Below are 24,272 nucleotides of genomic sequence, written 5' to 3' on the forward strand. Positions count from 1 at the left end.
CGCTGATCACACTTCCCATGATGTTAATTTTTCAGATCATCCTTTTAGATAGGATTACGTTTATTGATTAAGGAAATAGCCCTGGTAACACTTTCAGGAAAAATAACCACTAACCCTCCTTTATCCACCTTATCTAAGCCATATTCAATGGCTTCTGTTTCGTCTAAAATGGCTTGATAATCTGCTTGATCGTTTTCGCTAAGAATACCATCGATAATTAAATCGGCTGCTTCTCCACGATCGCGTCCACGCTTGTCGTCATCTTCTTTAACCAGAATGCGATCAAAGACCCCCGCAGCAATTTTACCAAGGAGAACCAAATCTTCATCACGGCGATCGCCTGGTCCTCCAACCACCCCTAACCGTTGTCCTTTCCAGTTCTTAACAAACTCTCCCACCGCTTCGTAACCAGCTGGGTTATGGGCGTAATCGACTAAAGCGTGATAATCTCCTAAATTAAAGAGGTTCATTCTGCCTGGGGTTTGATTGGCTGAGGCTTTAAAAGTTCTCACCCCTTGGCGAATGTCTTCGATATCGACCCCTTGACAGAAGGCTGCTAAGCAAGCTGCTAGAGCATTAGCGATCATAAATGGGGCCATTCCATTCATGGTCATAGGGACATTAACCGCTTCTTCAATTCTTAGGGTAAATTGTCCTTCTAAGATTGAAATATAACCATTTTCATACACAGCAGCCATCCCATCCCGTCGGGTATGGTTTTGGATAACTTCATTATCAGGGTTCATCGAAAAGTAAGCCACTTTTCCTTTAACCTGTTCAGCCATCGCCGTAACAAGGGGATCATCAGCATTGAGAACCGCGTAACCGTCAGCATGGACAACTTCAGCCACCACTCCTTTAACCCTAGCCATTTGCTCGATGGTGTTAATGTCTCCTAACCCTAGGTGATCGGCCGCTACGTTTAAGACAATACCCACGTCACAATTATCAAAGGCCAAACCCGATCGCAAAATGCCTCCTCTGGCACTTTCTAACACTGCCACTTCCACAGTGGGATCTTTAAGGATCATTGCAGCACTATAAGGGCCTGTATTGTCTCCTTTTTCCACTAAATACTCCCCAATATAGACCCCATCCGTACTTGTGTAACCTACCACTTTACCGGTTTGACGATAAATATGGGCGGTTAAACGGGTAGTCGTTGTCTTCCCATTGGTTCCTGTAATAGCGACGATAGGGACACGACTGGGACTTTCGGGAGGAAAGAGCATATCCATGACTGGAGCGGCCACATTGCGCGATAACCCTTGAGAGGGGGCAACGTGCATCCGAAACCCTGGGGCTGCGTTAACCTCAACGATCACCCCATCCACTTCTTTGAGGGGTTTGGTAATATCGGGCGTTACCACATCAATACCCATAATGTCAAGGCCAATAATTTTGGCTACCCGTTCTGCTATCCAGAGGTTTTCGGGATGGATGTCGTCGGTGCGGTCAATGGCAATACCGCCTGTGCTAAGGTTAGCGGTTGCTCTTAAATAGGCGATCTCCCCTTTTTCGAGGATGGTATCAAGGCGTAACCCTTGCTTATCGAGCATTCCTAACACGGTTTTATCTACTTTAATCCGCGTTAGGACGTTATCATGACCGTCCCCTCGTCTGGGGTCTTCGTTGGTTATTTCGATTAATTCTTCAATGGTATGTTTATCGTCTCCCACCACATGGGCCGGAACTCTTTCGGCCACAGCCACTAATTTTCCGTTAATCACCAGGAGACGGTGATCACTCCCTTTATAAAATCGTTCTACAATGACGCTACGGGTTTTTGATTCTTCTGAGGCAAGATCGTAGGCTTCTTCTGCTTCTTTCGTGCTATTAATATCGATGGTGATACCCCGACCATGATTGCCATCAAGGGGTTTAATGACAATGGGATAGCCTCCCACATCATCGATGGCACTTTCTAATTCTTCAAAAAATTGAATAGTCGTTCCTTTGGGGACAGGAACCCCGGCATCTTGGAGGATGGTTTTCGTTCCTTCTTTGTCGCAGGCTAATTCTACGGCTAAAATACCAGAATAGTCGCTTAAGGTGGCTTGAATACGTTTTTGATGCACGCCATACCCTAGTTGTACCATCGCCCTAGCACTCAAGGGCATCCAAGGTATATTTCTGGCTTCTGCTTCAGTAACGAGGGTTTGGGTTGAAGGGCCTAGGGACGCATTGGCTTGTAAGTCTTGTAAGTCATTGAGATCCTGTTCTAATTCTCTGAGGGGATAGGTTCCGGTATCGACAATAGATCGACAGAGACGAACGGCTGCTCGGCCAGCATAACGGCCTGCTTGTTCATCTACATATTCAAACACCACGTTATAGACCCCTGGGGTAGCAGTTTCTCTGGTGCGACCAAACCCCACCGGCATTTTTGTTAATTCTTGTAATTCTAGGGCAACGTGCTCGACAATATGCCCCATGTAAGTGCCTTCTTTGACTCGTTCTAAGAAGCCTCCCCGATGGCCTGGGGAACAATAATGCTCGATTAAACTAGGGAGTACCTCTACCAAGCCGTCGTAAAAGCCAGGAATTTCGTTTGAGGGTTTCTCTGCTAGATCCTCCAAGTCGAGGCGCATAACAATCAATTTCTTGCGCCTAATACTCCAGTAGTTGGGGCCGCGTAGGGTCAGGGTTTTTAATATTTTCATACTCGCCGTTTCTTGAGATTCGCACTTGGAAGGATACAGAAGCTACATCCTAATGATCATGTCTCTTCATTAGGGTTGATATCTGTTCACGGTGAACAGTTTTTTATTTTTCTTTATTGTATGGAGTTGCTAATTTTAGCAATACATTCATGTTGATGAAGATGGTAGCAGTCACCGTGGGATAAGATGTTAAGTTTTAAATTGTGGAGACTTAAGGGATCAGCGGCCGCGATATCTCCTTGGTTTGTGTAGGTCATATCTCGACCATCAACGATAGTAACGGTTCCTTTGCCAACAATACGGATCAGGCCATCTCGTTCAAACATAGCGCAGGTATCTTCATCGATGCCGATCCCTAATCTTTCAGGATGGGTTGATAATGCACTGAGTAAACGGGCCATGCGGTTGCGGTTATGGAAATGTTGATCCACAATAATTTCAGGAATGATTCCCAATCCCATGGCCATATCCACTAAAGCACGGTTAGGAGATTCACCGCTACTGCCACCAGCAATCATGTGATGCCCCATAACAGCAGCCCCGGCGCTGGTTCCTCCTAGAGAGATTTCACCGAGTTGTACCCGTTGCCGAATTCTTTCCATTAATGGCGTATCAGCCAACAGTCCACATAATCTTAATTGATCGCCTCCTGTCATGAACACCCCGGTACATTCTTCGACGTACTCTTTAAAGTAGGGATCGTTACCCTGATCGCGATCGCGGATATCTAGAACTTTGACATATTTGGCTCCCATTTCTTCAAAAATACTTTGATATCTTTCCCCGATTAAGACCGGTTCTCTTGAAGCTGAGGGAATAATGGCTATGGTAGCATCGGTGCCACCTGAGCGAAACCAAAAGGTGTGCAGAATTTCTTTACCATGCACTTTGTCTTCTGCGCCACCAATGACTAAAATGGCAGTGGTTGTAGGTTGGGACATGGGGCTTGGGTGGGATTGAGTCTCTAATTGCAACATAATCTTATCTTTCAGCCAAAGAAGGTTCGGTACGGTCGGTCACTTAGTCACAGATTACTCCGCCCTTCGGGTTCGCCAGTTGCTCCACTTGGGGAGACCCCAAGACCGCACTGGACTCACCGTACAACGACGGAGCCTGCTGTGACCGTTGGTCATAAATAGGGATCAGAGCAGAATATGCCAACTTCAAGCCTTGGTACTTACTCAATTTTTGGCCCCGTTTCTCTGATCTATTCTAAGCTACACTAGGCTCTGAACAGTAAAATTAATATTATTTTTGGAACTTTATTAGGATAACCTGTGAAGATTGATGTCATTACGTTATTTCCTGATTTCTTTACATCTGGATTACAGTCTGGCTTACTGGGTAAGGCCTTAGCTAATCATATTGCTACAGTTAACTTAATTAACCCTCGTGATTTTGCCCCAGATAAACATCATCGGGTGGATGATATTCCCTATGGGGGTGGGGTAGGCATGGTTCTCAAACCTGAACCGATTTTTGCTGCGGTTAACTCTGTTCCTCGCTTACCTAGTACGCAAGTTATTTTGTTAACCCCTCAAGGTTCTCCGTTAACTCAAAATACTTTACAGGATTTGACGACCAATTATCAACAATTAATCTTAATTTGTGGTCATTATGAAGGGGTTGATGAACGGATTCGCTATTTAGCGGATCGCGAAATTTCTTTAGGGGATTTTGTGTTAACTTGTGGAGAAATCCCTGCCTTGGCTTTAATTAATGGGGTGGTTCGTTTGTTACCTGGAACTGTAGGAAAAGTGGAATCTTTAAAAGCAGAAAGTTTTGAAGATGGCCTACTCGATTATCCTCAATATACCCGTCCTGCTGTGTTTCAAGATTGGCAAGTTCCTGAAGTTTTACGCTCAGGTAATCATCAATTAATTGCTCAATGGCGACGAGACGAACAAATAAAAAGAACGCAACAACGTCGCCCGGATCTCTGGGAGAAATTTGAAGAAAGGAGTCAGGAGTCAAAATGATTAGTTTAATTATCAGTTAGTTCTAAGTTCATAAGTTCTTTATGGTTTCTCGTCGTACACTTTTCAAAATTTTCGGGTTTGGTGGTTTAGGTACTTTAATAACTTATTCTCGGTTTAAAAAGCCATCTCCTTCTTTTTATCAACAAGATAGTTTAAGTTTACCTTACGGTTTATCTGATCCTAAATCTGTTGTTGTTATTGGTGCAGGTTTGGCTGGTTTGGCTTGTGCTTATGAATTAAGTCGCCGTGGTTTTGAAGTAACGTTATTAGAAAAATCTTCTAATTTAGGAGGAAAAATTTCTAGTTGGACGATTAATGTTGGTTCAGATAGTTTCAAAATGGAACATGGTTTTCACGGTTTTTTTCCTCAATATTACAATCTCAAAAAAATAGTATCAGAATTAAACATTGAAAATAACTTTCACTCTTTAGGATTTTATTCGGTTCTTTTTGCTGATAACAAATATAATTATCGCCCTGAAAATTTCTATCCGAGTCATTCTGCTTTTCCGTGGAATATTATGGATCTCGCTGTTTGGTCAGATAACCGTTTAAACTGGGGCATTAATATTACTAAGTTGTCCCATTGGCAGGTATTTAAAGAGATTACAGGGTTTAAAATTCCTGATAGTTTTCAACGTTTAGATCATCTCTCGGTTCTTGACTGGTCAAAAATAGGATTTCCTCAAGGACTATATGATTTATATTTTCTTCCTTTTGCGAGATCGACACTTAACTCTCCTGATGTTTTAAGTGCAGGGGAATTATTACAATTTTTTCATTTTTATTTCTTTGGTAACCCGGAAGGATTAGCTTTTAATGGGACAAAAGATGACATGGGAACCAGTTTAGTTAATCCTATTATTGCTGCAATTCAAAATAATCAAGGTAAGGTAGTAACAGAAGGAAACATTAATGATATTATTCTCAAACATAATAAAATAGAATCGATTACTTACAACCAAGGAAATGAAATAATTACTATTCCTTTTAAAGTTGAAAAAAATACTATTTTAAGTAATCAAAACGAAACTTATTATGGTGCTGGCGATCGCTTATTTTTGGAAACAGATAAACAAGTCATTAGTTTACGCTGTACTCATCAAGGTTGTACGGTAAAAAAACAAGAGAATGGTACTTTTCTCTGTCCCTGTCATGGTGCAGTATATGATGAAAATGGAAAGGTAGTCAAAGGGCCAGCAAAACAAAATTTATCCCATTACGAAATTGTCAAAAAAAATAATGATTCTATTAACTTAATAAGTAACAATGCTTCAGCAAATAACAACTTTAAAACCATACAAGCTGATTATTATGTTATGGCTACTGATGTACCAGGAATACAACAGTTATGGACAAGGATAAAAGGAGAAAATAATGATAGATTAACCCAAAAAATTGAACAGTTAGCTGTTGCTGATCCCTTTGCAGTAGCTCGATTTTGGTTTGATCAAGATTTTGAATGGAAACATAGTAATTTTACGTCCCTTTCGGGTTACAAACTTACCGATAGTATTACTTTATATCATCGTCTGCAAACCCAATTTATTGAATGGGCAAAAAAAACAGGGGGTAGCGTTGTCGAATTACACGCATATTGTTACAAAGAAAAGGATTTTCCTACCCAAGAAATTTTATTACAAACCTTTGAACAAGAATTATATGAAATTGTTCCTGAACTATCAGAAGCTAACTTACTGCACAAAGAATTAGTTAATCAAAAGAACTTTTCTGGCTATCCTCCTAATAGTTATGAAAATCGTCCAGAAACTGTGACAGAAATTGATAATTTATTCTTGGCCGGAGACTGGGTAAAAATGCCGTTTCCTTGTGGTTTAATGGAAAGAGCGGTTAGTAGTGGATTATTAGCTGCTAATGCTATTTTAGAAAAAGAAGGTTTACAAAGACGGATATTATTAACTGTCAACCAAGGTATTAAATTAATTTAGCTTTATTATTGTATGTTTAATTGTAGACAAATCTACCCTAATTCAGATTGATTGTTGTTTGATTGGTGGGTTTAGCAAAAATGTTTAGTTGGATAGGAAGTCCTGAGTTACATAGCTGGATAAAAGTCAACGATGTTATCGATAAAGTTATACATCAACTTATACATACAAAACACGAAAGTTACGCTAATTAATTATTTATTATTGTCCTAATACGCTCAGCAAAATTTGTGTTAGTCTGTCATCTATCTAGAGGTAGAATTTGAGAGCATATAAAAAGTTTTTACTTTTAGATGAGCCTAGATTTTTTGAAAGTGTCATGTTACTGTAATGCAAAACTTATACATAAAATAAAAATTACATTGTTTAGCTTACTTTGTGCATTTTTTGATATATTACAAATTTGTGAATTTTTAGTTAAGATAAGAAGATTGTATGTAACAACTGACCTTAGTAAAACTAAAATATGTATATCAATATGTATTGGGTGAGAAATATTGGCTGAGAAATGGCTTTCAATTCATCAGTCTATCAGTCTATATGAGAATACCTTGAGCTAAAAAGAAATCTACCAAAAAGATATTAGTTCATATTTAGTCGAAACGGGTAATTACCATTAACAAAGAACTGCTCAAAACATCTATTAAATAAATGTTCTCATGTCATCATTAGGAAAATCTAAAAACCAAAAGTTTTTTATTATTGGCATTGGTGCCTCAGCCGGTGGGGTACAGGCGTTAGAATCCTTTTTTGATAGTTTACCCGATAATCCTAATGGGGCTTTTGTGGTAGTGCAGCATTTGTCTCCTAGTCACCCCAGCATGATGACAGACATTTTACAACGGCAAACTACTCTGCCCGTTGAACAAGTACAAGACCAAACCCTACTTGAACCAGCCAAGGTTTACGTATTACCCCCTCGCAAGACTATCATCCTCGAAGAGCGACGACTCCGTTTATTAGATAATCCCCCGAATTCTCCACCCAATGTCATTGATCGCTTTTTTGAGTCCTTAGTAGATGGTTGGGGGGAGCGAATGATCGCCATTTTGCTCTCAGGAACTGGTCACGACGGCACCAAAGGACTACAGGCCGTCAGTCGAGCCGGGGGCATCGCCTTGGTTCAGTCTCCAGAAACAGCCCAATTTACCAGTATGCCCAGTAGTGCTATTCCTTCGGGACTGGTTGATGAAATTCTTTCACCCCAGGATCTGGCCAAGACTGTCTATGAATTGATTCGCTTTTCAGATAACTTTCCCACCTCTAGTTTACAAGACTCGAATCTCATTGATCCCAACCAACTCCAGGAAATTCTAGAGATTCTATCCGAAAAAGAAGATATCGATTTTTCCCACTACAAAGTTAGTACCCTAAGTCGTCGTATTCTTCATCGTTGCGCCCTGACTCGCGAAGAAAACGTTAGCCAATATATCGAACGCTTAGAAACCTCTGAACAAGAGCAGAAGCTACTACGACAAGATTTATTGATCGGGGCAACCTGCTTTTTTCGAGATCGCGAGGTTTGGGAACTGCTCAAAGAGCAAGTGTTACCAGGAAAAATTTCTAAATTAAAGCCAGGCGAGCAACTTCGTATCTGGATTTCAGCTTGTGCCACAGGGGAAGAAGCCTATTCAATGGCTATTGTAGTCGATGAAGTCCTGCAAACTATCGACAAAACAATTCAGGTCAAGATTTTTGCCACCGATCTCGATAGTAGAGCCTTACAAGTCGCTGCTGATGGCGTTTATCCCGACACCATTGCCAATGATATTTCTCCGAAACGCCTAAAACGTTACTTCGAGTTCCAAGGAAACCAATATCGCGTCAAGCCATTGTTGCGAAAAATGCTGATCATTGCGCCCCAAGACCTCACAAAAAACGCAGGTTTCTCCAAAATGCACCTGGTGAGTTGTCGTAATGTTCTCATTTATATGCAGTCCCCACTTCAATATCAGGTATTGCGACTGCTACATTTTGCCCTAATGCCCCAAGGAACCCTAATATTGGGGACTTCTGAAACCCTAGGTAATATGAGGGACGAATTTACTCCCGTGAGTACCAAGTGGAAAATTTTTCAGAAACGGCGAGACTCATCCCTGTCGTCTCTTCTGGTGACTCGGCCTTCCCTTCCTTCAACTTTCAAATCTTCTGTCCCGATCAAGACTCGTCAGCAACGATTTGATAAAATTTTAGCCGGACTACTGAAACTCTGTTTACAAGATCGTCAAATCACGGCCTTATTAGTCGGTGCTGACAACGAACTTCTACAGATTTTTCATAACTCAGCCCAACTCCTAGAGCATTCCGTTGGCATAATGAGCCTAGATGTAGTTGAACAAGTACACCCGGCCTTAAAATTACCTCTCAGTACCGCCCTCCATCGAACCCGTCGTCGTAATGAAGAGTTGGCACTATATACGGGTATTAAACTAGAAAAAGAAGGCAAAGAATGGAACGTTACCCTGCGGGTTACGCCTAATAAGAATGGTCATGATAGGGAACAAATTTTAGTGGTGTTTGAAGTCGAAACTTCTTCTAACGCTTCAGTACAGCCCTTGCGGTTTGATGCAGAAGAAGAAGCAACCCGACAAATTAGTGAGTTAGAACAGGAACTCCAGCAAACCCGTGAAAATTTGCAAGTCACTATCGAAGAACTCGAAACCGCCAACGAAGAGCAACAGGCTACCAACGAAGAACTCCTCGCTTCTAACGAAGAGTTACAAAGTACCAACGAAGAACTACAGTCCGTCAATGAAGAATTATATACAGTCAACGCAGAACATCAGTCCAAGATTCAAGAGCTAACTCAGCTTAACGCTGATATTGATAACTTACTGCGGAGTACAGATATCGGTGTCATTTTTCTCGACAGACAATTCAATATTCGCAAGTTCACTCCAGCAGCCACACGAGCCGTTAACATTAAACCTTCGGATATCGGCCGTCCCCTTACGGACTTAACCAACAACCTAAACTGTCCCAACTTGATTGACATTGTGCAGCAAGTGGCAACAACCCAGGAACCCTACGAACAGGAAGTGACCATCTCTCCATCCCATGACTATCTACTGATGCGAGTTCATCCCTATCTCCAGAACGACAAAGACAGTGAAGGCATTGTTATGACCTTTGTGCAGGTAAATGAACTAAAGCAAGTCCAGCAACATCTAAAACAGGCTAACATCCTTCTCGAAAAGCTCTACGAAGCCAGCCCTGCTGGACTTTGCTTGTTTGACCAAGAGTTAAAATTTATTCGCGTTAATCAGGCGTTATCTCGAATTAATGGTGTTTCCATTGAGGGACATCTGGGCAAAACCCTGCACGATATTGCCCCTCAGTTAGCAGAGTATCTTGAAGGGATTTTACAACAGGTGATCAACACAGGGGAAGCCATTTGTAATATTGAAGTCAGAGGAATCATGCCAGCGACTCCAGAGGTTGAACGCTGCTGGATCGCCAGTTATTATCCCGTTGATTTTATCAATGATGGTCGGGGTGTTGGGGCTGTTGTGGTTGAGATTACCCAACGGGTTCAGGCCGAAGTAGCCCTACGCAATAGTCAGATGAGATTACAAGAAGCGCAACGATTGGCTAAAGTGGGTAATTGGGAACTAAAATACGAAGAAAATTTGACCCTAGCCACGGCCAAACCGGACTGTTCAAAGGAACTCTATGAGATTTACCAACTCGATCCCCAACCGTCGTCCCCTAGCCTAGAAGATATCTTAGAATGTTATCCCCCCGCAGATCGTCAGGCACTGGAGAATGCTTTTCAACTGTTGATCTTTCATGGTATTCCCTTCGGTTTAGATGTTGAGCTTCACATTTCTGAACAAGACATCCACAGTCTCAACGTGATCGGTCAAGTGATTCGAGATAAAGACGGTCAGATTCTCAAGTTCTATGGCACTGTTATGGATATTACAGAGCGTAAACGCATCGAACAAGAACTGGTACGTCGTAACCAAGCCCTCGAAGAAGCGATCGCTGTGGCTCAAGTGGCTGACTCGGCCAATCAAGCTAAAAGCGAGTTTCTAGCCAATATGAGCCATGAAATTCGTACTCCTATCAACTCAATTATGTTGGTAGGCCAACTACTAGAAGGGACTAAGCTAGATACCCAGCAAAAAAAATTGCTGCAAACCCTGACAAATAATAGCAATCACTTGTTAAATATCATTAATGATATTTTATCCCTCTCAAAACTAGAATCCCGTAGCCTAGAACTGGAGCATCGCCCTTTCCACCTTAACGAGATGTTCCAAGAGCTTTCTAACACCTTTACCCCACAAGCACAAAGCAAAGAAATTGGCCTCACGTTTACCATTGCTTCAGATGTTCCTGATGTTTTGATGGGAGATGACTTTCGCTTGCAGCAAGTGTTCAGGAATCTCATTAGTAACGCCATTAAGTTCACATCATCTGGTCAAGTGACTGTCAACGCAAGCTGTGATCGTGACTCAGTATCAGAGAAGTCTCAGGTCAATTTATACTTTACCGTTCAAGACACGGGTATTGGCATTGACCCAGCTAAACAAGAGGATTTGTTTCAGCCCTTTGTACAAGCCGATAACTCAACCACCCGACAATTTGGTGGCACAGGATTAGGGTTGACTATTTGTCGCCGTATCATTCAAACGATGAACGGAGAAATTGGTCTAGATAGCATAGTGGGAGAAGGTTCTACCTTTTGGCTAAAAATCCCTTTTTCTTTGGGGGATAATACCCGTGTTCCTGAAACAGAGGAAACTAACGATTCAAACCAGGAACAACAGACGACTGCACCGACTACTTTGAAAATTTTACTGGTGGAAGATTATGAAGATAATCGCTTTTTGATGTTAATGTTGTTGGAGACTTTAGGCTATCAGGCTGACTGGGTAACCAATGGTCAAGAATTTCTCGATCAAACAGAAGAACAGGACTACGATATTGTCTTTTTGGATTGTCAGATGCCGATATTAGACGGTTACGAGGCTATAAAGCGTTTTCGCCAGCGAGAAGAGGAAGGCAATCATACGGTGGTGATAGGACTCACCGCGCACGCTATGGAAGGCGATCGCGATAAGTGTTTAGAAGCGGGCATGGATGACTATTTGAGTAAACCTATCCTCATAGAAAGCTTAGCGAATTTGTTAGAAAAATGGTCTTAATCTAAGCTGTTGCTGTTACGCGAGAAAATAAGGCGATCGCTGCACTGATAAAAGCAGGGATATCATGAGGGTTACGACTGGTGACTAAGTTACCATCAATGACCACTTCTTCATCTACCCAGTTAGCACCTGCATTTTTCAGGTCTGTTTTTAGAGATGGCCAAGAGGTGATTTTTCGACCTTGCACCGCCTCAGCTTCTACTAAAGTCCAAGGACCATGACAAATGGCTGCCACTGGTTTATCTGCGGTGAAAAATGCTTTAATAAACTCAACAACAGACGGGTTAGTTCTCAGTTGATCAGGGTTAGCCACACCACCAGGAAGCAGTAATGCGTCATAATCATCAGGGTTAGCTTGATTTAATGCGACATCGACGTTAAATTCGTCTGCTTTATCATAATGATTCCATCCTCGCACTGTTTTATCCTTCGGGGAAATCAGATGAGTGGTTGCACCAGCATCATCAAATGCTTGACGAGGTTTTGTCATTTCAACTTGTTCAAACCCGTCTGTAACTAAAATCGCAATTTTCTTATTTTGTAGTTCTTTTGTCATGATTATTTTCTACTCTATTTAAGATTGTTTGTTTCTACTAAAAACAGCCTATCGAGTTCATTAAGATATATCCATCACACTTAAGATAGAGATTTAATAACTAAGAGATACAGCCATTGCTTAAAATGAGACTAGGAACATTAATTGAGTTAACAAAAATTATGACTTTGTTAGAACAACTAAAAAGTAAACTTGAAGTTTATAAACCGATACTTCTAGAAAAATACAACATCCATCAATTAGGCATTTTTGGATTAGTTGAAAATTGTAACAATAATCAAGAATTAAACATCTTGATTGATTATATTGAAGCTCCTAGTTTACTAGATTTGGTTGAATTAGAAAATTGGTTAACGGAAAAATTAACAATTACTGTTCATATTTTTACTAAAAATGGACTAAAAGGACAAAGACGACAAAGAATTCTATCAGAAGTATCCTATATATGACAAGAAGAGAATTGAATGAATATCTTAACGATATCCTAATGGCAATAGACCAAGTTCAATCATTGACTTATCAACAAAGTTTTGAAAGCTTTAAAAATAATTCAGTCAACTTTTTAGCTATTATTCAAAATTTAGTGATTATTGGAGAGGCTATTAAAAATGTTTCCAGTGATGTCAGAGAAGATTATCCTCACGTTCCCTGGAAATCAATAGCAGGAATGCGAGATAAATTAGTTCATGAATATTGGGCAATTGATGAACAAGTTGTCTGAAAAGTTATCACCAATAATATCCCGTAACTTAAAATAGATATTTCAAGAAAATAATGCTAAAATTATCTATATTTTTAACTAAGATGTAATCAAGAAATAAATTATGACAATTAAAGCATTTGTTACAGGAGGAACCGGGTTTATCGGTGCAAACTTAGTAAGACTCTTATTAAAAGAAGGTTATGAAGTTCGAGCTTTAGTTCGTCCCCAAAGTAATTTAGATAACCTCAAAAACTTAGATATTGAAATTGTTAAAGGGGATCTCAATGATATCAATTTAGTTGAGAAAATAAGAGGCTGTCATGTTCTCTTTCATGTGGCAGCCCATTACTCTTTATATCAAGCTGATAAAGATAAATTATATGAAAGCAATGTGTTAGGAACTCGCTCTATTTTAAACGCAGCTAAACAAGCTAATATTGAACGCATTGTTTACACAAGTTCTGTGGCTGCGATCGGTGTAGGAAAACCAGGAGAAATCGTTAACGAAAGCCATCAAAGTCCTGTTAATAAATTAGTCGGACATTACAAAAAATCAAAATATTGGGCTGAACAAGAAGCCAAAAAAGCTATCATTAATGGGCAAGATATTGTTATCGTTAATCCTAGTACACCCATCGGACCATTAGATATTAAACCCACCCCCACTGGCGACATTATTTTACGTTTTTTACGCCGTCAAATGCCCGCTTATGTCAATACTGGTTTAAATATTATTGATGTGCGAGACGTAGCGCAAGGTCATCTGTTAGCATTAAAAAAAGGTATGATCGGGGAACGTTATATTTTAGGCAACAAAAACCTAAGTTTAAAAGCCTTATTAGAACAATTATCCCTATTAACAGGGTTAAAAGCTCCTCAACAAACCTTACCTTTGTGGTTACCTTTAACTGTGGCTTGGATGGAAGAAACTTTATTCTCTCCTTTGGGTAAAAAACCGTCTATTCCTATTGATGGGGTGAAAATGTCTAAACAACCAATGTATTATGATCCATCTAAAGCCATTAATCAATTAGGTTTACCTTCTTCTCCCATTGAAATAGCTTTAAAAGATGCCATCGATTGGTTTAGCAATAATGGTTATGCTTAAATTAATTACTTTTTAAAAAAATCAAAATAATAGAATATTTAGTAACTAAAAAAATTATTATGTCTGTTATTGATGTCCATAATCTTAGCAAAATCTATAAAGTTTCTTCAAAAAAACCTGGATTCAAAGGAACAATTAATCATTTTTTCAAGAGAACTTATCGAGATATTATCGCTGTTGAAGATGTATCATTTACCATTAACTCAGGTGAAATAGTTGGCTTTTTAGGGGCAAATGGTGCAGGGAAAACAACTACATTAAAAATGCTAACTGGATTAATTCATCCCTCAACTGGTGAAGTAAAAATAGTTGGACATATTCCTTTTAAGCGTCATCCTAAGTTCTTAAAACAGATGAGTTTAATTATGGGACAAAAACAGCAATTATTATGGGATCTTCCTGCTTTAGATTCTTTAAAAATTAATGCTGCTGTTTATGAAATTCCTGACAAGATTTTTTACCAAAGATTACAAGAATTATCAGAAATGCTGTCTATCAAAGAAGAATTAACCCAACCGGTTCGTAAACTTTCTTTAGGACAGAGAATGAAAGCAGAATTACTCGCTGCTTTGTTACATCATCCTCAAGTTTTGTTTTTAGATGAACCCACATTAGGGTTGGATGTTAATTCTCAAGCTGCAATTCGTTCTTTTTTAAAAGAATATAATCAAAGATATGAAGCAACTATTTTATTAACCAGTCATTATATGGCTGATATTACTGCATTGTGTGAAAGAGTTTTATTGATTCACGAAGGACAATTAATTTATGATGGTAACTTAGAAGAATTAGTAGAAAAGTTTACCCCATATAAGGAGGTCAATGTTGAACTATCCTATCCTTTATCATCAGATAAACTCGCTCATTACGGACAAGTTGAAAATGTAAAAGGTCAAGAAGTTAGATTTTTAGTTAAACAAGAAAACCTAACAGAAACTATCGCTAAAATTTTAGCTCAATTAGAAGTCAATGATCTGAATGTCACTGAACCCCCTATTGAAGAAGTGGTTAGTCAAATCTTTTCTAGGGGTAATGTTGATATAATCGATAAACATTAGAAATAAAACAATATGATTGATATTAATACCTTAAAAAATCGCAGGAAAAAACTAGCTAGTTTGATTAATTTTCCTACAGTATTATGGTCAGGAAAGTCACCTTCCAAAAATTTCAAAGCTAACCATTATCCTTTTCGTGCTAGTAGTCATTTTCTCTATTTTACAGGAATTCCCTTAGAAAATGCAGCAATACGACTAGAAAATGATAAATTAGACTTATTTATGGATAATCCTTCTCCTGATAGTACCCTATGGCATGGAGAAATGCCAACGAGAGAAGATATTGCAAGAAAAATAGAAGCTAACAATGCTTATCCGATGAAAATATTAAAAGATAAAATAGATGGGGTTGCGACGATTCCCGTTCAAGACATTGTTACTTATGAAAAACAAAGAAAAATATTACAGCGTCCCTTATCTATTAATCAAGATTCAAAAGATATTGATCATCAATTAATGAAAGCTATTATAAGTTTACGATTAACCCATGATGAGATGGCTTTAAAGGAAATAAAAAAAGCGATTAATATTTCTGTTGAAGCTCATAAAAAGGGTATAAAATCAACTAAAAAATGTGCAACAGAAGCAGAAGTTAGAGCAGTGATGGAAAGTCATATAATGAGTCAAAATATGACTTGTGCTTATAATAGTATTGTTACTGTTCATGGAGAAATTTTACACAACGAAACCTATAATAATTTATTAGAATCAGGGGATTTATTACTAGCAGATGTGGGAGCAGAAAGTGCTTTAGGATGGGCTTCAGATATTACAAGAACTTGGCCAGTGAATGGACAGTTTTCTAGTTCTCAAAGAGACATTTATGATGTTGTTTTAGCGGCTCATGATGCTTGTATAGAAAAGATGCAAGCAGGAATAGAATATCGAGATATTCATCTTTTAGGAGCTAAAATAATTGCAGAAGGATTAGTTAATTTAGGCATTTTAAAAGGCAATCCTGAAACCTTAGTAGAAAAAGACGCTCATGCTATATTTTTTCCTCATGGAATTGGTCATTTATTAGGATTAGATGTTCATGATATGGAAGACTTAGGAGACTTAGCAGGGTATGAAGACGGAAGAACCAGAAGCGATCGCTTTGGGTTAGGATATTTACGATTAGATCGACCTTTAAAACCTGGTATGGTAGTTACAATAGAACCCGGATTTTATCAAGTTCAGGCTATTTTAAATCATCCTCAATTTAAAGAGAAATATAATCAAGTAGTTAATTGGGATAAATTAAAACAATTTTCTGATGTTAGAGGAATTCGTATTGAAGATGATATTTTAGTCACAGAAACAGGAACAGAAATATTAACCAAAAACTTACCCACTCAAGCTGAAGAGATTGAGGAAATTATGGTTGAATAGATCCAATACCTACTCAACTGCTCACTAAATTCACCCAAATGGATGACCCCTTATAATCCTTTATGATGAGGTCAGCTAATCCCCACTGTTTTAAACTGGTAGCTACACAAAATCAGCTAACTTTCTTAAAAGGTTGAGGAGAGTATCATTATGAGTCCCTCAGAACAAAATCAAAAACTGGTACGCTTTTTACAACAAGAATTGAACATTCCTGCTGAGTCCATTGCTTTAGTGCAACGTCATCCTGAACTACCTTATAGTTCTTTTCCTATGTTATTGTGGCGTTACGGATTAATTAGCATTACTCAATTAGACAAAATTTTTGATTGGTTAGATCATAGTTTATCCCGTTCAGCAAAACACTTTTAGATAAAAAAATACAATAAAATAAGACAATTAACATCACGTCTTACCCTTAAAAACAGGGAAAAATAAAAAAGTTAATGACTTCAATCGATGTTTGGAAACAACCCCCTTATTTAAAACCTGGTGATACCATTGTAGGGATTTCTCCCAGTGGAGCCATTAAAGACCTTGCTGCGGTAGAAAAAGCCAGAGAAATTGTGCGATCGCAGGGTTATAATCTAGCATTAGATAAACATTGGAACGCCCATTATGGTTATTTAGCTGGCACCGATGAACAACGTCGAGAAGCCTTATTAGAAGCATTAACAAACTCCAATTATAAAGCTATTATCGCTGTGCGTGGGGGTTATGGTGCAGCCAGATTATTAGAAGCAGAAGACTGGGAAACTATCTTTAGAAATAATCCTAAATGGATCATTGGTTTTTCCGATATTACGGGCTTACTCTGGAAACTAGCAAGGCTTAACATTTATAGTATTCACGGACCGGTATTAGTTAGTTTAGCCAAGGAACCAGAATGGTCATTAAAACGACTATTTAACTATCTTCAAGGTCATCCCTTACCCCCGTTACAAGGAGAAGGGTGGGGAAATGGCCAAGCGGAAGGATGGTTATTACCCGCTAACTTAACCGTCGCCACCCACTTACTGGGAACCCCCCTAAAACCCCCCTTAGACGGCGCAATTTTAGCACTAGAAGACGTAGGAGAACCCCCTTACCGTATAGATCGAATGTTGACACAATGGCGGTTAATAGGTGCATTTCGTGAGGTTAAAGGGATTGCCTTGGGACGGTTTAGTAGTAGTCACGCTTCTTCGCATAGCTGGACTGTAGAAGAGGTATTACGCGATCGCTTAGGGGATCTCGGTATTCCCATTGTTTCTGAGTTACCCTTTGGTCATGAGGGAGTTAACGCTATGTTACCCGTGGGGATGAAGGTTAGGTTAGACGGGGATCAGGGGATACTTACAAGGGTGTAGGGTATAGGGAGGGAGATTAAAACTATTGCCTTTTGCCTTTTGCCTTCTAAGAGAAAATACTGTCATTGTTAACGCATTAGGATAAGATGATAAAAAATTAATCAACTGCCGTCGTCAATATTGGGTGAGGAGTTAGGGTGTCGAATCGATTTCAATTCAAGGTGAAACAACAACTAAGACAACTATTGCTGTCAATAGCCGATAAATTAGAAAGTGATCCCTCGACAGCATCACCCGTAACCACAGAAAAACCGAAAAAACGAAGACGGTTTAGACGACGTAAAAAACGAGAGAAAGGACAAAATAACAATATTCTCACGCAAAGAGTAATTTCTCCTCTACAAAAAATAGTTAGTGTGCGTCGTAGTCGACGGTTTTGGTTATTGTTAGGAGTCAGTTTAGGCTTAAGTAGTGGAACGATCGCCCTAGGATACGGTATTTATCAGATAGAAACTAGCATCACCGAATCAGTCGAAGATGTCTTAGTGTATGCTCGTCCCGAAACCTTGACGATTGAAGGAGCAGACGGAGAAATCTTACAACAAATTGGCCCAGTGAGCCACGAAAAATTAAAAATATGGCAGATTCCTGATACGGTACAACAAGCCTTTATTGCCAGTGAAGATAGTCGCTTTGAAAACCATAGAGGGGTAGATATTCAAGGCATTATTCGCGCTGCTTTGTCTAACTTCCAAGCAGGGGAAGTGGTAGAAGGAGGAAGTACCATCACCCAACAGTTAGCGAGAATCGTCTTTTTAAATCAAGAGCGCAGCTTTACCCGAAAATTTAAAGAAATGCGCCTTGCCCAAAAAATTGAAAATAACTTTAATAAACAGCAAATATTAGAACGGTATCTTAACTTAGTTTACTTAGGCTCTGGAGCCTACGGTGTGGCAGACGCTGCTTGGGTCCATTTTAGTAAACCCATTGAAGACTTAACCATTTCAGAAGCAGCCACTTTAGCTGGTATTGTTCCAGCACCAAGTCTATACTCTCCTTTAGAAAATAAAGAAGCAGCCAAAAAACAACGGGACTTAGTGTTAGAAAGAATGGCTAAAGAAGAGTTTATTACTGAGTCTGAGTTAAATAATGCGATCGCTTCTCCTGTAGCTGTTAACCCCAGTCAACCGAAACGTTTTGCTAGAAAAGCTCCCTATTTTACTGATTATATTCAACAACAACTGCCTAACTACGTCTCCCCAGAGGTGATCCAAGCAGGAGGGATCACCGTTGAAACTACCCTCAATAGTCAATGGCAAGAAGCAGCCGAAGAGGCGATCGAAAACGCCATTCGCTATGGTCGTTGGCAAGGGTATAAACAAGCCTCATTAACCGCCATTGACCCTCGTAACGGACAGATAAAGGTGATGGTAGGAGGTAACGACTACGAAAATAACCAATATAACCGTGTTACTCAAGCCAAACGCCAACCCGGTTCGACCTTTAAAGCCTTTGTGTATGCTACAGCGATCGCTGCTGGTTTTTCTCCCTATCGCACCTTTACAGATGCTCCTTACATTGTTGATGGTTATCGCCCTGAAAATTATGGGGATCAATACAGTGGGGGACAGGTTTCAATGCGTCAGGCCATTGCTTCCTCTTTAAACGTTGTCGCAGTGCAAACCTTAGTGCAAGTGGGTTGGAACCCCATCATTAATATAGCGCAACGGATGGGTATCGAATCCGAACTTAAACCTACCTATTCTTTAGCTTTAGGAGCCTGGGAAGTCAACTTATTAGAACTTACCAACGCTTACGCCACCTTAGCTAACGAAGGGATTTATCAAGAAGCTCATGGCATTAGTCGTATTTTAGATCGTCACGGTAAAGTGCTTTATCAAGCTCAAGCGGATACTTTACAAGCGATCGATGCTAACACCACCAATATTATGACTTGGATGTTGCGAGGGGTGGTGACATCGGGAACCGGAACCCCTGCTAGGCTCGGAAGAAGACCCGTTGCCGGCAAGACAGGAACCTCCGATCAAGCCAGAGATTTATGGTTTGTGGGCTATATTCCCCAATTAACGGCCGGGGTTTGGCTCGGTAATGATAATAATAAGCCTACGTGGGGAGCGAGTACCACCGCAGCAAGAGTTTGGGGCGAGTTTATGGAAGAAGCAACAGAGAATATGGACATTGAGTCTTTTCCTGACTTACCCCGTTTAGATGGACGCAAAGGAAGCATCAAAGCCGAACCCCTCAAGCCTAAAAAAGCTTATTATCAACGAGTTGCCCCCCCTGAACCCGAACCCGAACCCCAAGCCCGTAGAACAACTCGTCGTCGTTATGCCCGTCGTTCCTCTACCACAGCACAACGTTCAGCCCCTCCCCGACAAAGAACGGTGAGTCGTCCTCCTGTTCGTTCCCAGACAGCAGCAGCCCCAAAACCTGACCCTAAGCCCGTTGAAACCGTGGAAGCATCCCCTGCGCCAGAAGTATCGAATATTGCCCCTCCCGCTCCTCCTGCAGCTAGGAAAACGGAGTGAATAGACCTTATCTCGTTACTATGGTTCACATAATTTGTTACGCCACGAAAGGTATGTGGAATTTGGGATCAAAGTTATATTGCTCGTTTTGTTTTGAAGTCGGTCAATTTTAGTCAATTTAGACAGTTTCAAAACCTCCGACCCACCTTCAATTAAATTCAAGGTGGAAAGCGGAGGTGCATTCCGTACTTTTAGGCTATCTATAGTAAATAAAGTCCTAGAAATTCCTAGAATTTACTTAGTTCTCTGCTTTATTCTCGTTAGCAAAATAAGCCCAAGTCCCTAATGTGGCAGCTAATAACCAGCCAAATACTAAAACTAAAACAACAGGTAAAAAATCAGTAGTCATAATCGAGCCTCCGATAAGTAAAAACACTTATCAATCTTCGTTCATTCACAACATAGCAACTCCTCAACAGCAATTGCAATATTTCTTAACGAATTGACTAAATTGTTAGAACCTTTAATATTTTTCTCAGAAAACTGTTAATAAATTCTTAATCTTAGCTAGAATAAGATTTAGCTTGTAGGACTAATTTTTACAGTATTTTCCATTTTTTCGAGAAATATCTACCCATCAATCTTACTTAAAAAAATATCCTTAGATGAGTTTTTTAGATATTCTTAAATCCGCAATTCATTTAGTCATGAAATGATAAAATAAGTAATTCATTAATTTAGTTCAAACAGTTTTAGCTCCTGATTTCTTAGTTGAATATACTACTTCTGAATGATGGAACTGATTCTATAGATAGTCGCTATACAGAATTTTTTGAGTATTAAGAAATTACTCAATTATCTTTAGAAGCTAAAAAATCAGGTTTTGATGGAATTTTTATTGATTGCTTTCGATGCCTATTCTTGACCCTACTTTAACTGCTATTTGCCAACTTAAATCTCTTATTCGATGCAATCTCGTCTCCAGTCGTCTTACCTATCATCCAATTTCACTCAGGGGTTCTGGCACAGTAGTAAAATAAAACAAATGAATCAACTGTTGAGCCAATGGCTATTAAACGTAATCAAAACCCCAATAAGAACAATAACACCGATAATACTGAAGACAGGGAACTATTAAAAACAACACAAACAACTCAAGACAAAGATAATTTAGAAGAGAGTATCCGTCCCCATTCGTTTGATGAATATATTGGACAAAAAGACCTCAAAGATGTTTTATCCATCGTAATAGAAGCGGCCAAAACTCGAAATGAACCGATGGATCATCTTTTACTATATGGACCTCCTGGCCTGGGAAAAACCACTATTTCCCTAATTTTAGCGTCAGAAATGGGAGTAAATTGTAAAATCACAGCAGCTCCTGCTTTAGAAAGACCAAGGGATATTACAGGACTGTTAGTTAATTTAAAACCAGGGGATATCTTATTTATTGATGAAATTCATCGCCTAAACCGTTTAACCGAAGAATTGCTCTATCCTGCTATGGAAGATTATCGTCTTGAGATTACCATTGGCAAAGGACAAGCAGCAAGAACCCGTAGTATTCCCTTACCGAAATTTACCCTAGTGGGAGCAACCACTAAAGTCGGTTCCTTAACGTCTCCTCTGCGCGATCGCTTTGGCCTTATTCAACGGTTGAAGTTCTATGATCCCGAAGAATTAGCGTTAATTATTAAACGAACGGCTAAATTATTAAATACTTCTATTACTGAACAAGGGTCCCAAGAAATTGGCCGACGATCCAGAGGAACCCCTCGTATTGCTAACCGTTTATTACGAAGAGTTAGAGATTATATACAAGTCAAAAAATTTGACACCATTACCCAAGAATTAGCAGCAGAAGCCTTAAATATTTATCAAGTTGATCCCCAAGGGTTAGACTGGACTGATCGCCTCATTTTAGAGACGATGATCACACAGTTTGACGGTGGACCAGTGGGACTTGAAGCAGTAGCAGCAGCTACAGGAGAAGATGCAAAAACCATCGAAGAAGTTTATGAACCCTATTTATTACAAATTGGCTATATCAACCGGACCCCCAGAGGAAGAGTGGTAACTACTGCTGCTTATCAACATTTAGGAAAAACAGGAGAACAACAGTTATCAATTTTCAGTGAATAGTGGTCATGAATCAGCCATTTATTGTAATTAAGATCATAGTCATACTATAAAATTCAAATTATTATAGTTTGAAAACTTTTTAAAATTCATTTTTATATGAAGAAATTTCAATGAAGCTCACATCTAAAGTCATCATTTCTGCTCCTCATATCGTTATTCCTAAAACCTATTGGACTCCTTTATTGGGAGAAGTTTTACGAGATGCTGATTTAATTACAGAGGCACAACTACAGATAGCATTAAGAGATAAACAAGAGTATAAACATCGAAAAATTGGTGAAATTGTAGCCTTAAGAGGATGGTTAAGACAAGAAACCGTTGATTTTTTTGCAGAACAATGGCCGAACTGTTTACAACAAAGGGAAAAATATCTGATCGGCGAATATTTACAACAAGCTGCCTTATTAAATAAACAAGATATTGAAAATATATTAGATTTACAACAAGACCTTAAGATTAAGTTTGGAGAAATTGCTGTTAGTCAAGGATTATTGACACAAAAAACTTTAGATTTCTTTCTTCAGAATCTCTTTTGTCAGCCTTCTCAGAATACTTTATTTATAGCTTAGTTTTAATAAAAAACCTCCTACCTTTAAGGAGGTTTTTCTTTTGAAATAGAATTTTGAATTAACTATTTTTAGGTTCAACTAAGTTATTTAGGCCATCAATAACTTTTGCTGAAATAATTTTATCTTTTTTGGTAAGGTCTTCTAAAACATCTTCGCCGTCAACCAGATAGCCAAAAACAGAATAACGACCATCCATTAAATTGAAACCAGGAGGGGTTAATTCGCTGTCAAATTTGAAGAAGAAAAATTGTGATGATCCTCCATTGGGATCTAGACTAGGACGGGCTAAAGCCACAGCCCCATAAGCATTAAAAGGAAGCACTAATTCAGGTAAGTAAATTCCCATTTCTTCGAGGGTAGCCCCATAAATCGGTTCTTGGTCGTCTTTTACTCTTACTTCTAAGGGAACAGCACGGTATTCTCCTGTTTCTGGGTCAATAAACCCTTCTTCTTCCCCTGGAGGATTACCCGTTTGTATAGCAAAACTATCTTCTAAATCAATAAAAGATAAACCATCATAGAAACCTCGTTGAACTAGGTCGATGAAGTTTCCTCCGTTGACTGGGGCGTTATAACCATCAACGACAATAGTGAGGTTTCCTTTGGTCGTTTCTATCTCGACGGTAGCTCGTCCTTTTAACTGTGGTAAGTCGGCATATTCTTCAGGAATTTCAAAGGGAAAGCCTTTAACCATTAAGCTTTCAATGTTGCCAATATTATCAAGAACATTCCGTCTTTTAATCCAAACCTCTTCTTTATCTTTGTTTTCGACTGCTTCTTGCAGTTCACTGACTCCTGTTTTGATATCCTCTAAAATGGTTTCTGCTTGAGATTGGCGATCGCTAGGAACTCCATCAAGAATTTCATCGCTGCGTAGCGTTAGCACAAAAGAAGCACGTTTAACGTCTTTGGCGATAGGCGGCCAGCGTTTTCCTCTGAGATGATTGGAAATATCTTCAATCGCGTCTTGAACTTTGCGAATGGGTTCGTTATCAATGGGTAGGGCATACCTCAAAATAGCTTCAGGGTCAGTAATAGCATTTCCTTGGGCTAAAACACTAATTAATACAGAATTTGTGCCTAATTGATTCCAAGTTGCTCCACATAAATTGATAGAAAGAGTCACTACGATCATAGCGACTATGGTTTTTTTGCACCAATATTTCAGTCGGGATCGGACATTAGACCAAAAACTTTGTTGTAATTTCATTAACTTTAAGGATTACGATGAATGATCATTTTC

The 24,272-nt window shown here is 39.3% G+C and carries 18 protein-coding genes; 13 read left to right on the forward strand and 5 right to left on the reverse strand.

What is annotated here, in order from left to right:
- Nucleotides 1–44 precede the first annotated feature (44 nt).
- Nucleotides 45–2,663, reverse strand: a complete 2,619-nt coding sequence (gene cphA / locus CY0110_RS08730) for a cyanophycin synthetase (protein ID WP_008275037.1) — start codon at nucleotides 2,661–2,663, stop codon at nucleotides 45–47.
- Between the two features lie 113 nt (nucleotides 2,664–2,776).
- Nucleotides 2,777–3,640, reverse strand: coding sequence for a cyanophycinase (locus CY0110_RS08735; protein ID WP_008275038.1), 864 nt, complete (start codon nucleotides 3,638–3,640; stop codon nucleotides 2,777–2,779).
- Nucleotides 3,641–3,940: 300 nt separating this feature from the next.
- On the opposite strand from CY0110_RS08735, the gene trmD reads away from it, so the two are divergent.
- The 3 genes from trmD (at nucleotide 3,941) to CY0110_RS08750 (ending at nucleotide 11,744) form a co-directional block, all read left to right on the forward strand.
- Entirely contained in the window at nucleotides 3,941–4,642 is a 702-nt protein-coding gene (gene trmD, locus CY0110_RS08740) for a tRNA (guanosine(37)-N1)-methyltransferase TrmD (protein ID WP_008275039.1), read from the forward strand.
- A gap of 41 nt (nucleotides 4,643–4,683) precedes the next feature.
- A complete protein-coding gene (locus CY0110_RS08745; RefSeq protein ID WP_008275040.1) occupies nucleotides 4,684–6,591 on the forward strand; it encodes an FAD-dependent oxidoreductase in 1,908 nt (635 codons plus the stop codon).
- A 659-nt stretch (nucleotides 6,592–7,250) separates the two neighbouring features.
- Complete coding sequence (locus CY0110_RS08750; protein WP_008275041.1) at nucleotides 7,251–11,744, forward strand: chemotaxis protein CheB; 4,494 nt, start codon at nucleotides 7,251–7,253, stop codon at nucleotides 11,742–11,744.
- A gap of 1 nt (nucleotide 11,745) precedes the next feature.
- On the opposite strand, the gene CY0110_RS08755 is transcribed toward CY0110_RS08750, so the two are convergent.
- A complete protein-coding gene (locus tag CY0110_RS08755) occupies nucleotides 11,746–12,300 on the reverse strand; it encodes a type 1 glutamine amidotransferase domain-containing protein (RefSeq protein WP_008275042.1) in 555 nt (184 codons plus the stop codon).
- Between the two features lie 161 nt (nucleotides 12,301–12,461).
- Between CY0110_RS08755 and CY0110_RS08760 the strand changes: the two genes are divergently transcribed.
- The 8 genes from CY0110_RS08760 to CY0110_RS08795 all read left to right on the forward strand — a co-directional run bounded on the left by CY0110_RS08760 (nucleotide 12,462) and on the right by CY0110_RS08795 (nucleotide 20,378).
- Nucleotides 12,462–12,749: a nucleotidyltransferase family protein gene (locus tag CY0110_RS08760; RefSeq protein ID WP_035798936.1), complete on the forward strand. Its 288-nt coding sequence runs from the start codon at nucleotides 12,462–12,464 to the stop codon at nucleotides 12,747–12,749.
- The gene (locus tag CY0110_RS08765) at nucleotides 12,746–13,021 is read left to right on the forward strand and encodes a HepT-like ribonuclease domain-containing protein (protein WP_008275044.1); all 276 of its coding nucleotides are present in this window, start codon (nucleotides 12,746–12,748) and stop codon (nucleotides 13,019–13,021) included. The genes CY0110_RS08760 and CY0110_RS08765 overlap by 4 nt, the downstream gene beginning before the upstream one ends.
- A gap of 103 nt (nucleotides 13,022–13,124) precedes the next feature.
- On the forward strand, nucleotides 13,125–14,111 hold the full coding sequence (gene hpnA / locus CY0110_RS08770; RefSeq protein WP_008275045.1) for a hopanoid-associated sugar epimerase: 987 nt from the start codon (nucleotides 13,125–13,127) through the stop codon (nucleotides 14,109–14,111).
- A gap of 59 nt (nucleotides 14,112–14,170) precedes the next feature.
- The gene (locus tag CY0110_RS08775) at nucleotides 14,171–15,169 is read left to right on the forward strand and encodes an ABC transporter ATP-binding protein (protein WP_008275046.1); all 999 of its coding nucleotides are present in this window, start codon (nucleotides 14,171–14,173) and stop codon (nucleotides 15,167–15,169) included.
- 12 nt (nucleotides 15,170–15,181) lie between these two features.
- The gene (locus tag CY0110_RS08780) at nucleotides 15,182–16,543 is read left to right on the forward strand and encodes an aminopeptidase P family protein (protein ID WP_008275047.1); all 1,362 of its coding nucleotides are present in this window, start codon (nucleotides 15,182–15,184) and stop codon (nucleotides 16,541–16,543) included.
- 150 nt (nucleotides 16,544–16,693) lie between these two features.
- Nucleotides 16,694–16,912, forward strand: coding sequence for a DUF2949 domain-containing protein (locus CY0110_RS08785; RefSeq protein ID WP_008275048.1), 219 nt, complete (start codon nucleotides 16,694–16,696; stop codon nucleotides 16,910–16,912).
- Between the two features lie 74 nt (nucleotides 16,913–16,986).
- Nucleotides 16,987–17,889, forward strand: coding sequence for a S66 peptidase family protein (locus CY0110_RS08790; protein ID WP_008275049.1), 903 nt, complete (start codon nucleotides 16,987–16,989; stop codon nucleotides 17,887–17,889).
- Nucleotides 17,890–18,026: 137 nt separating this feature from the next.
- Entirely contained in the window at nucleotides 18,027–20,378 is a 2,352-nt protein-coding gene (locus CY0110_RS08795; RefSeq protein ID WP_035798899.1) for a transglycosylase domain-containing protein, read from the forward strand.
- A 238-nt stretch (nucleotides 20,379–20,616) separates the two neighbouring features.
- Here the strand turns inward: CY0110_RS08795 and CY0110_RS08800 are convergent, their stop codons facing one another.
- A complete protein-coding gene (locus CY0110_RS08800; RefSeq protein ID WP_157464558.1) occupies nucleotides 20,617–20,727 on the reverse strand; it encodes an endonuclease in 111 nt (36 codons plus the stop codon).
- Between the two features lie 656 nt (nucleotides 20,728–21,383).
- Between CY0110_RS08800 and ruvB the strand changes: the two genes are divergently transcribed.
- On the forward strand, nucleotides 21,384–22,460 hold the full coding sequence (ruvB, locus tag CY0110_RS08805) for a Holliday junction branch migration DNA helicase RuvB (RefSeq protein ID WP_008275052.1): 1,077 nt from the start codon (nucleotides 21,384–21,386) through the stop codon (nucleotides 22,458–22,460).
- A 110-nt stretch (nucleotides 22,461–22,570) separates the two neighbouring features.
- Nucleotides 22,571–23,029: a hypothetical protein gene (locus CY0110_RS08810; RefSeq protein WP_008275053.1), complete on the forward strand. Its 459-nt coding sequence runs from the start codon at nucleotides 22,571–22,573 to the stop codon at nucleotides 23,027–23,029.
- A 58-nt stretch (nucleotides 23,030–23,087) separates the two neighbouring features.
- On the opposite strand, the gene CY0110_RS08815 is transcribed toward CY0110_RS08810, so the two are convergent.
- The gene (locus CY0110_RS08815) at nucleotides 23,088–24,239 is read right to left on the reverse strand and encodes a peptidylprolyl isomerase (protein WP_008275054.1); all 1,152 of its coding nucleotides are present in this window, start codon (nucleotides 24,237–24,239) and stop codon (nucleotides 23,088–23,090) included.
- Nucleotides 24,240–24,272 lie beyond the last annotated feature (33 nt).

The sequence above is a fragment of the Crocosphaera chwakensis CCY0110 genome (assembly GCF_000169335.1).
Classification (GTDB): domain Bacteria; phylum Cyanobacteriota; class Cyanobacteriia; order Cyanobacteriales; family Microcystaceae; genus Crocosphaera; species Crocosphaera chwakensis.

Bases quoted from the DNA above. Each gene is read 5' to 3' on its own strand.
- cphA (WP_008275037.1), bottom strand. From the start codon at position 2,663: ATGAAAATATTAAAAACCCTGACCCTACGCGGCCCCAACTACTGGAGT.
- CY0110_RS08735 (WP_008275038.1), bottom strand. From the start codon at position 3,640: ATGTTGCAATTAGAGACTCAATCCCACCCAAGCCCCATGTCCCAACCT.
- CY0110_RS08745 (WP_008275040.1), top strand. From the start codon at position 4,684: ATGGTTTCTCGTCGTACACTTTTCAAAATTTTCGGGTTTGGTGGTTTA.
- CY0110_RS08750 (WP_008275041.1), top strand. From the start codon at position 7,251: ATGTCATCATTAGGAAAATCTAAAAACCAAAAGTTTTTTATTATTGGC.
- CY0110_RS08755 (WP_008275042.1), bottom strand. From the start codon at position 12,300: ATGACAAAAGAACTACAAAATAAGAAAATTGCGATTTTAGTTACAGAC.
- CY0110_RS08760 (WP_035798936.1), top strand. From the start codon at position 12,462: ATGACTTTGTTAGAACAACTAAAAAGTAAACTTGAAGTTTATAAACCG.
- CY0110_RS08765 (WP_008275044.1), top strand. From the start codon at position 12,746: ATGACAAGAAGAGAATTGAATGAATATCTTAACGATATCCTAATGGCA.
- hpnA (WP_008275045.1), top strand. From the start codon at position 13,125: ATGACAATTAAAGCATTTGTTACAGGAGGAACCGGGTTTATCGGTGCA.
- CY0110_RS08775 (WP_008275046.1), top strand. From the start codon at position 14,171: ATGTCTGTTATTGATGTCCATAATCTTAGCAAAATCTATAAAGTTTCT.
- CY0110_RS08780 (WP_008275047.1), top strand. From the start codon at position 15,182: ATGATTGATATTAATACCTTAAAAAATCGCAGGAAAAAACTAGCTAGT.
- CY0110_RS08785 (WP_008275048.1), top strand. From the start codon at position 16,694: ATGAGTCCCTCAGAACAAAATCAAAAACTGGTACGCTTTTTACAACAA.
- CY0110_RS08790 (WP_008275049.1), top strand. From the start codon at position 16,987: ATGACTTCAATCGATGTTTGGAAACAACCCCCTTATTTAAAACCTGGT.
- CY0110_RS08800 (WP_157464558.1), bottom strand. From the start codon at position 20,727: ATGACTACTGATTTTTTACCTGTTGTTTTAGTTTTAGTATTTGGCTGG.
- ruvB (WP_008275052.1), top strand. From the start codon at position 21,384: ATGGCTATTAAACGTAATCAAAACCCCAATAAGAACAATAACACCGAT.
- CY0110_RS08810 (WP_008275053.1), top strand. From the start codon at position 22,571: ATGAAGCTCACATCTAAAGTCATCATTTCTGCTCCTCATATCGTTATT.
- CY0110_RS08815 (WP_008275054.1), bottom strand. From the start codon at position 24,239: ATGAAATTACAACAAAGTTTTTGGTCTAATGTCCGATCCCGACTGAAA.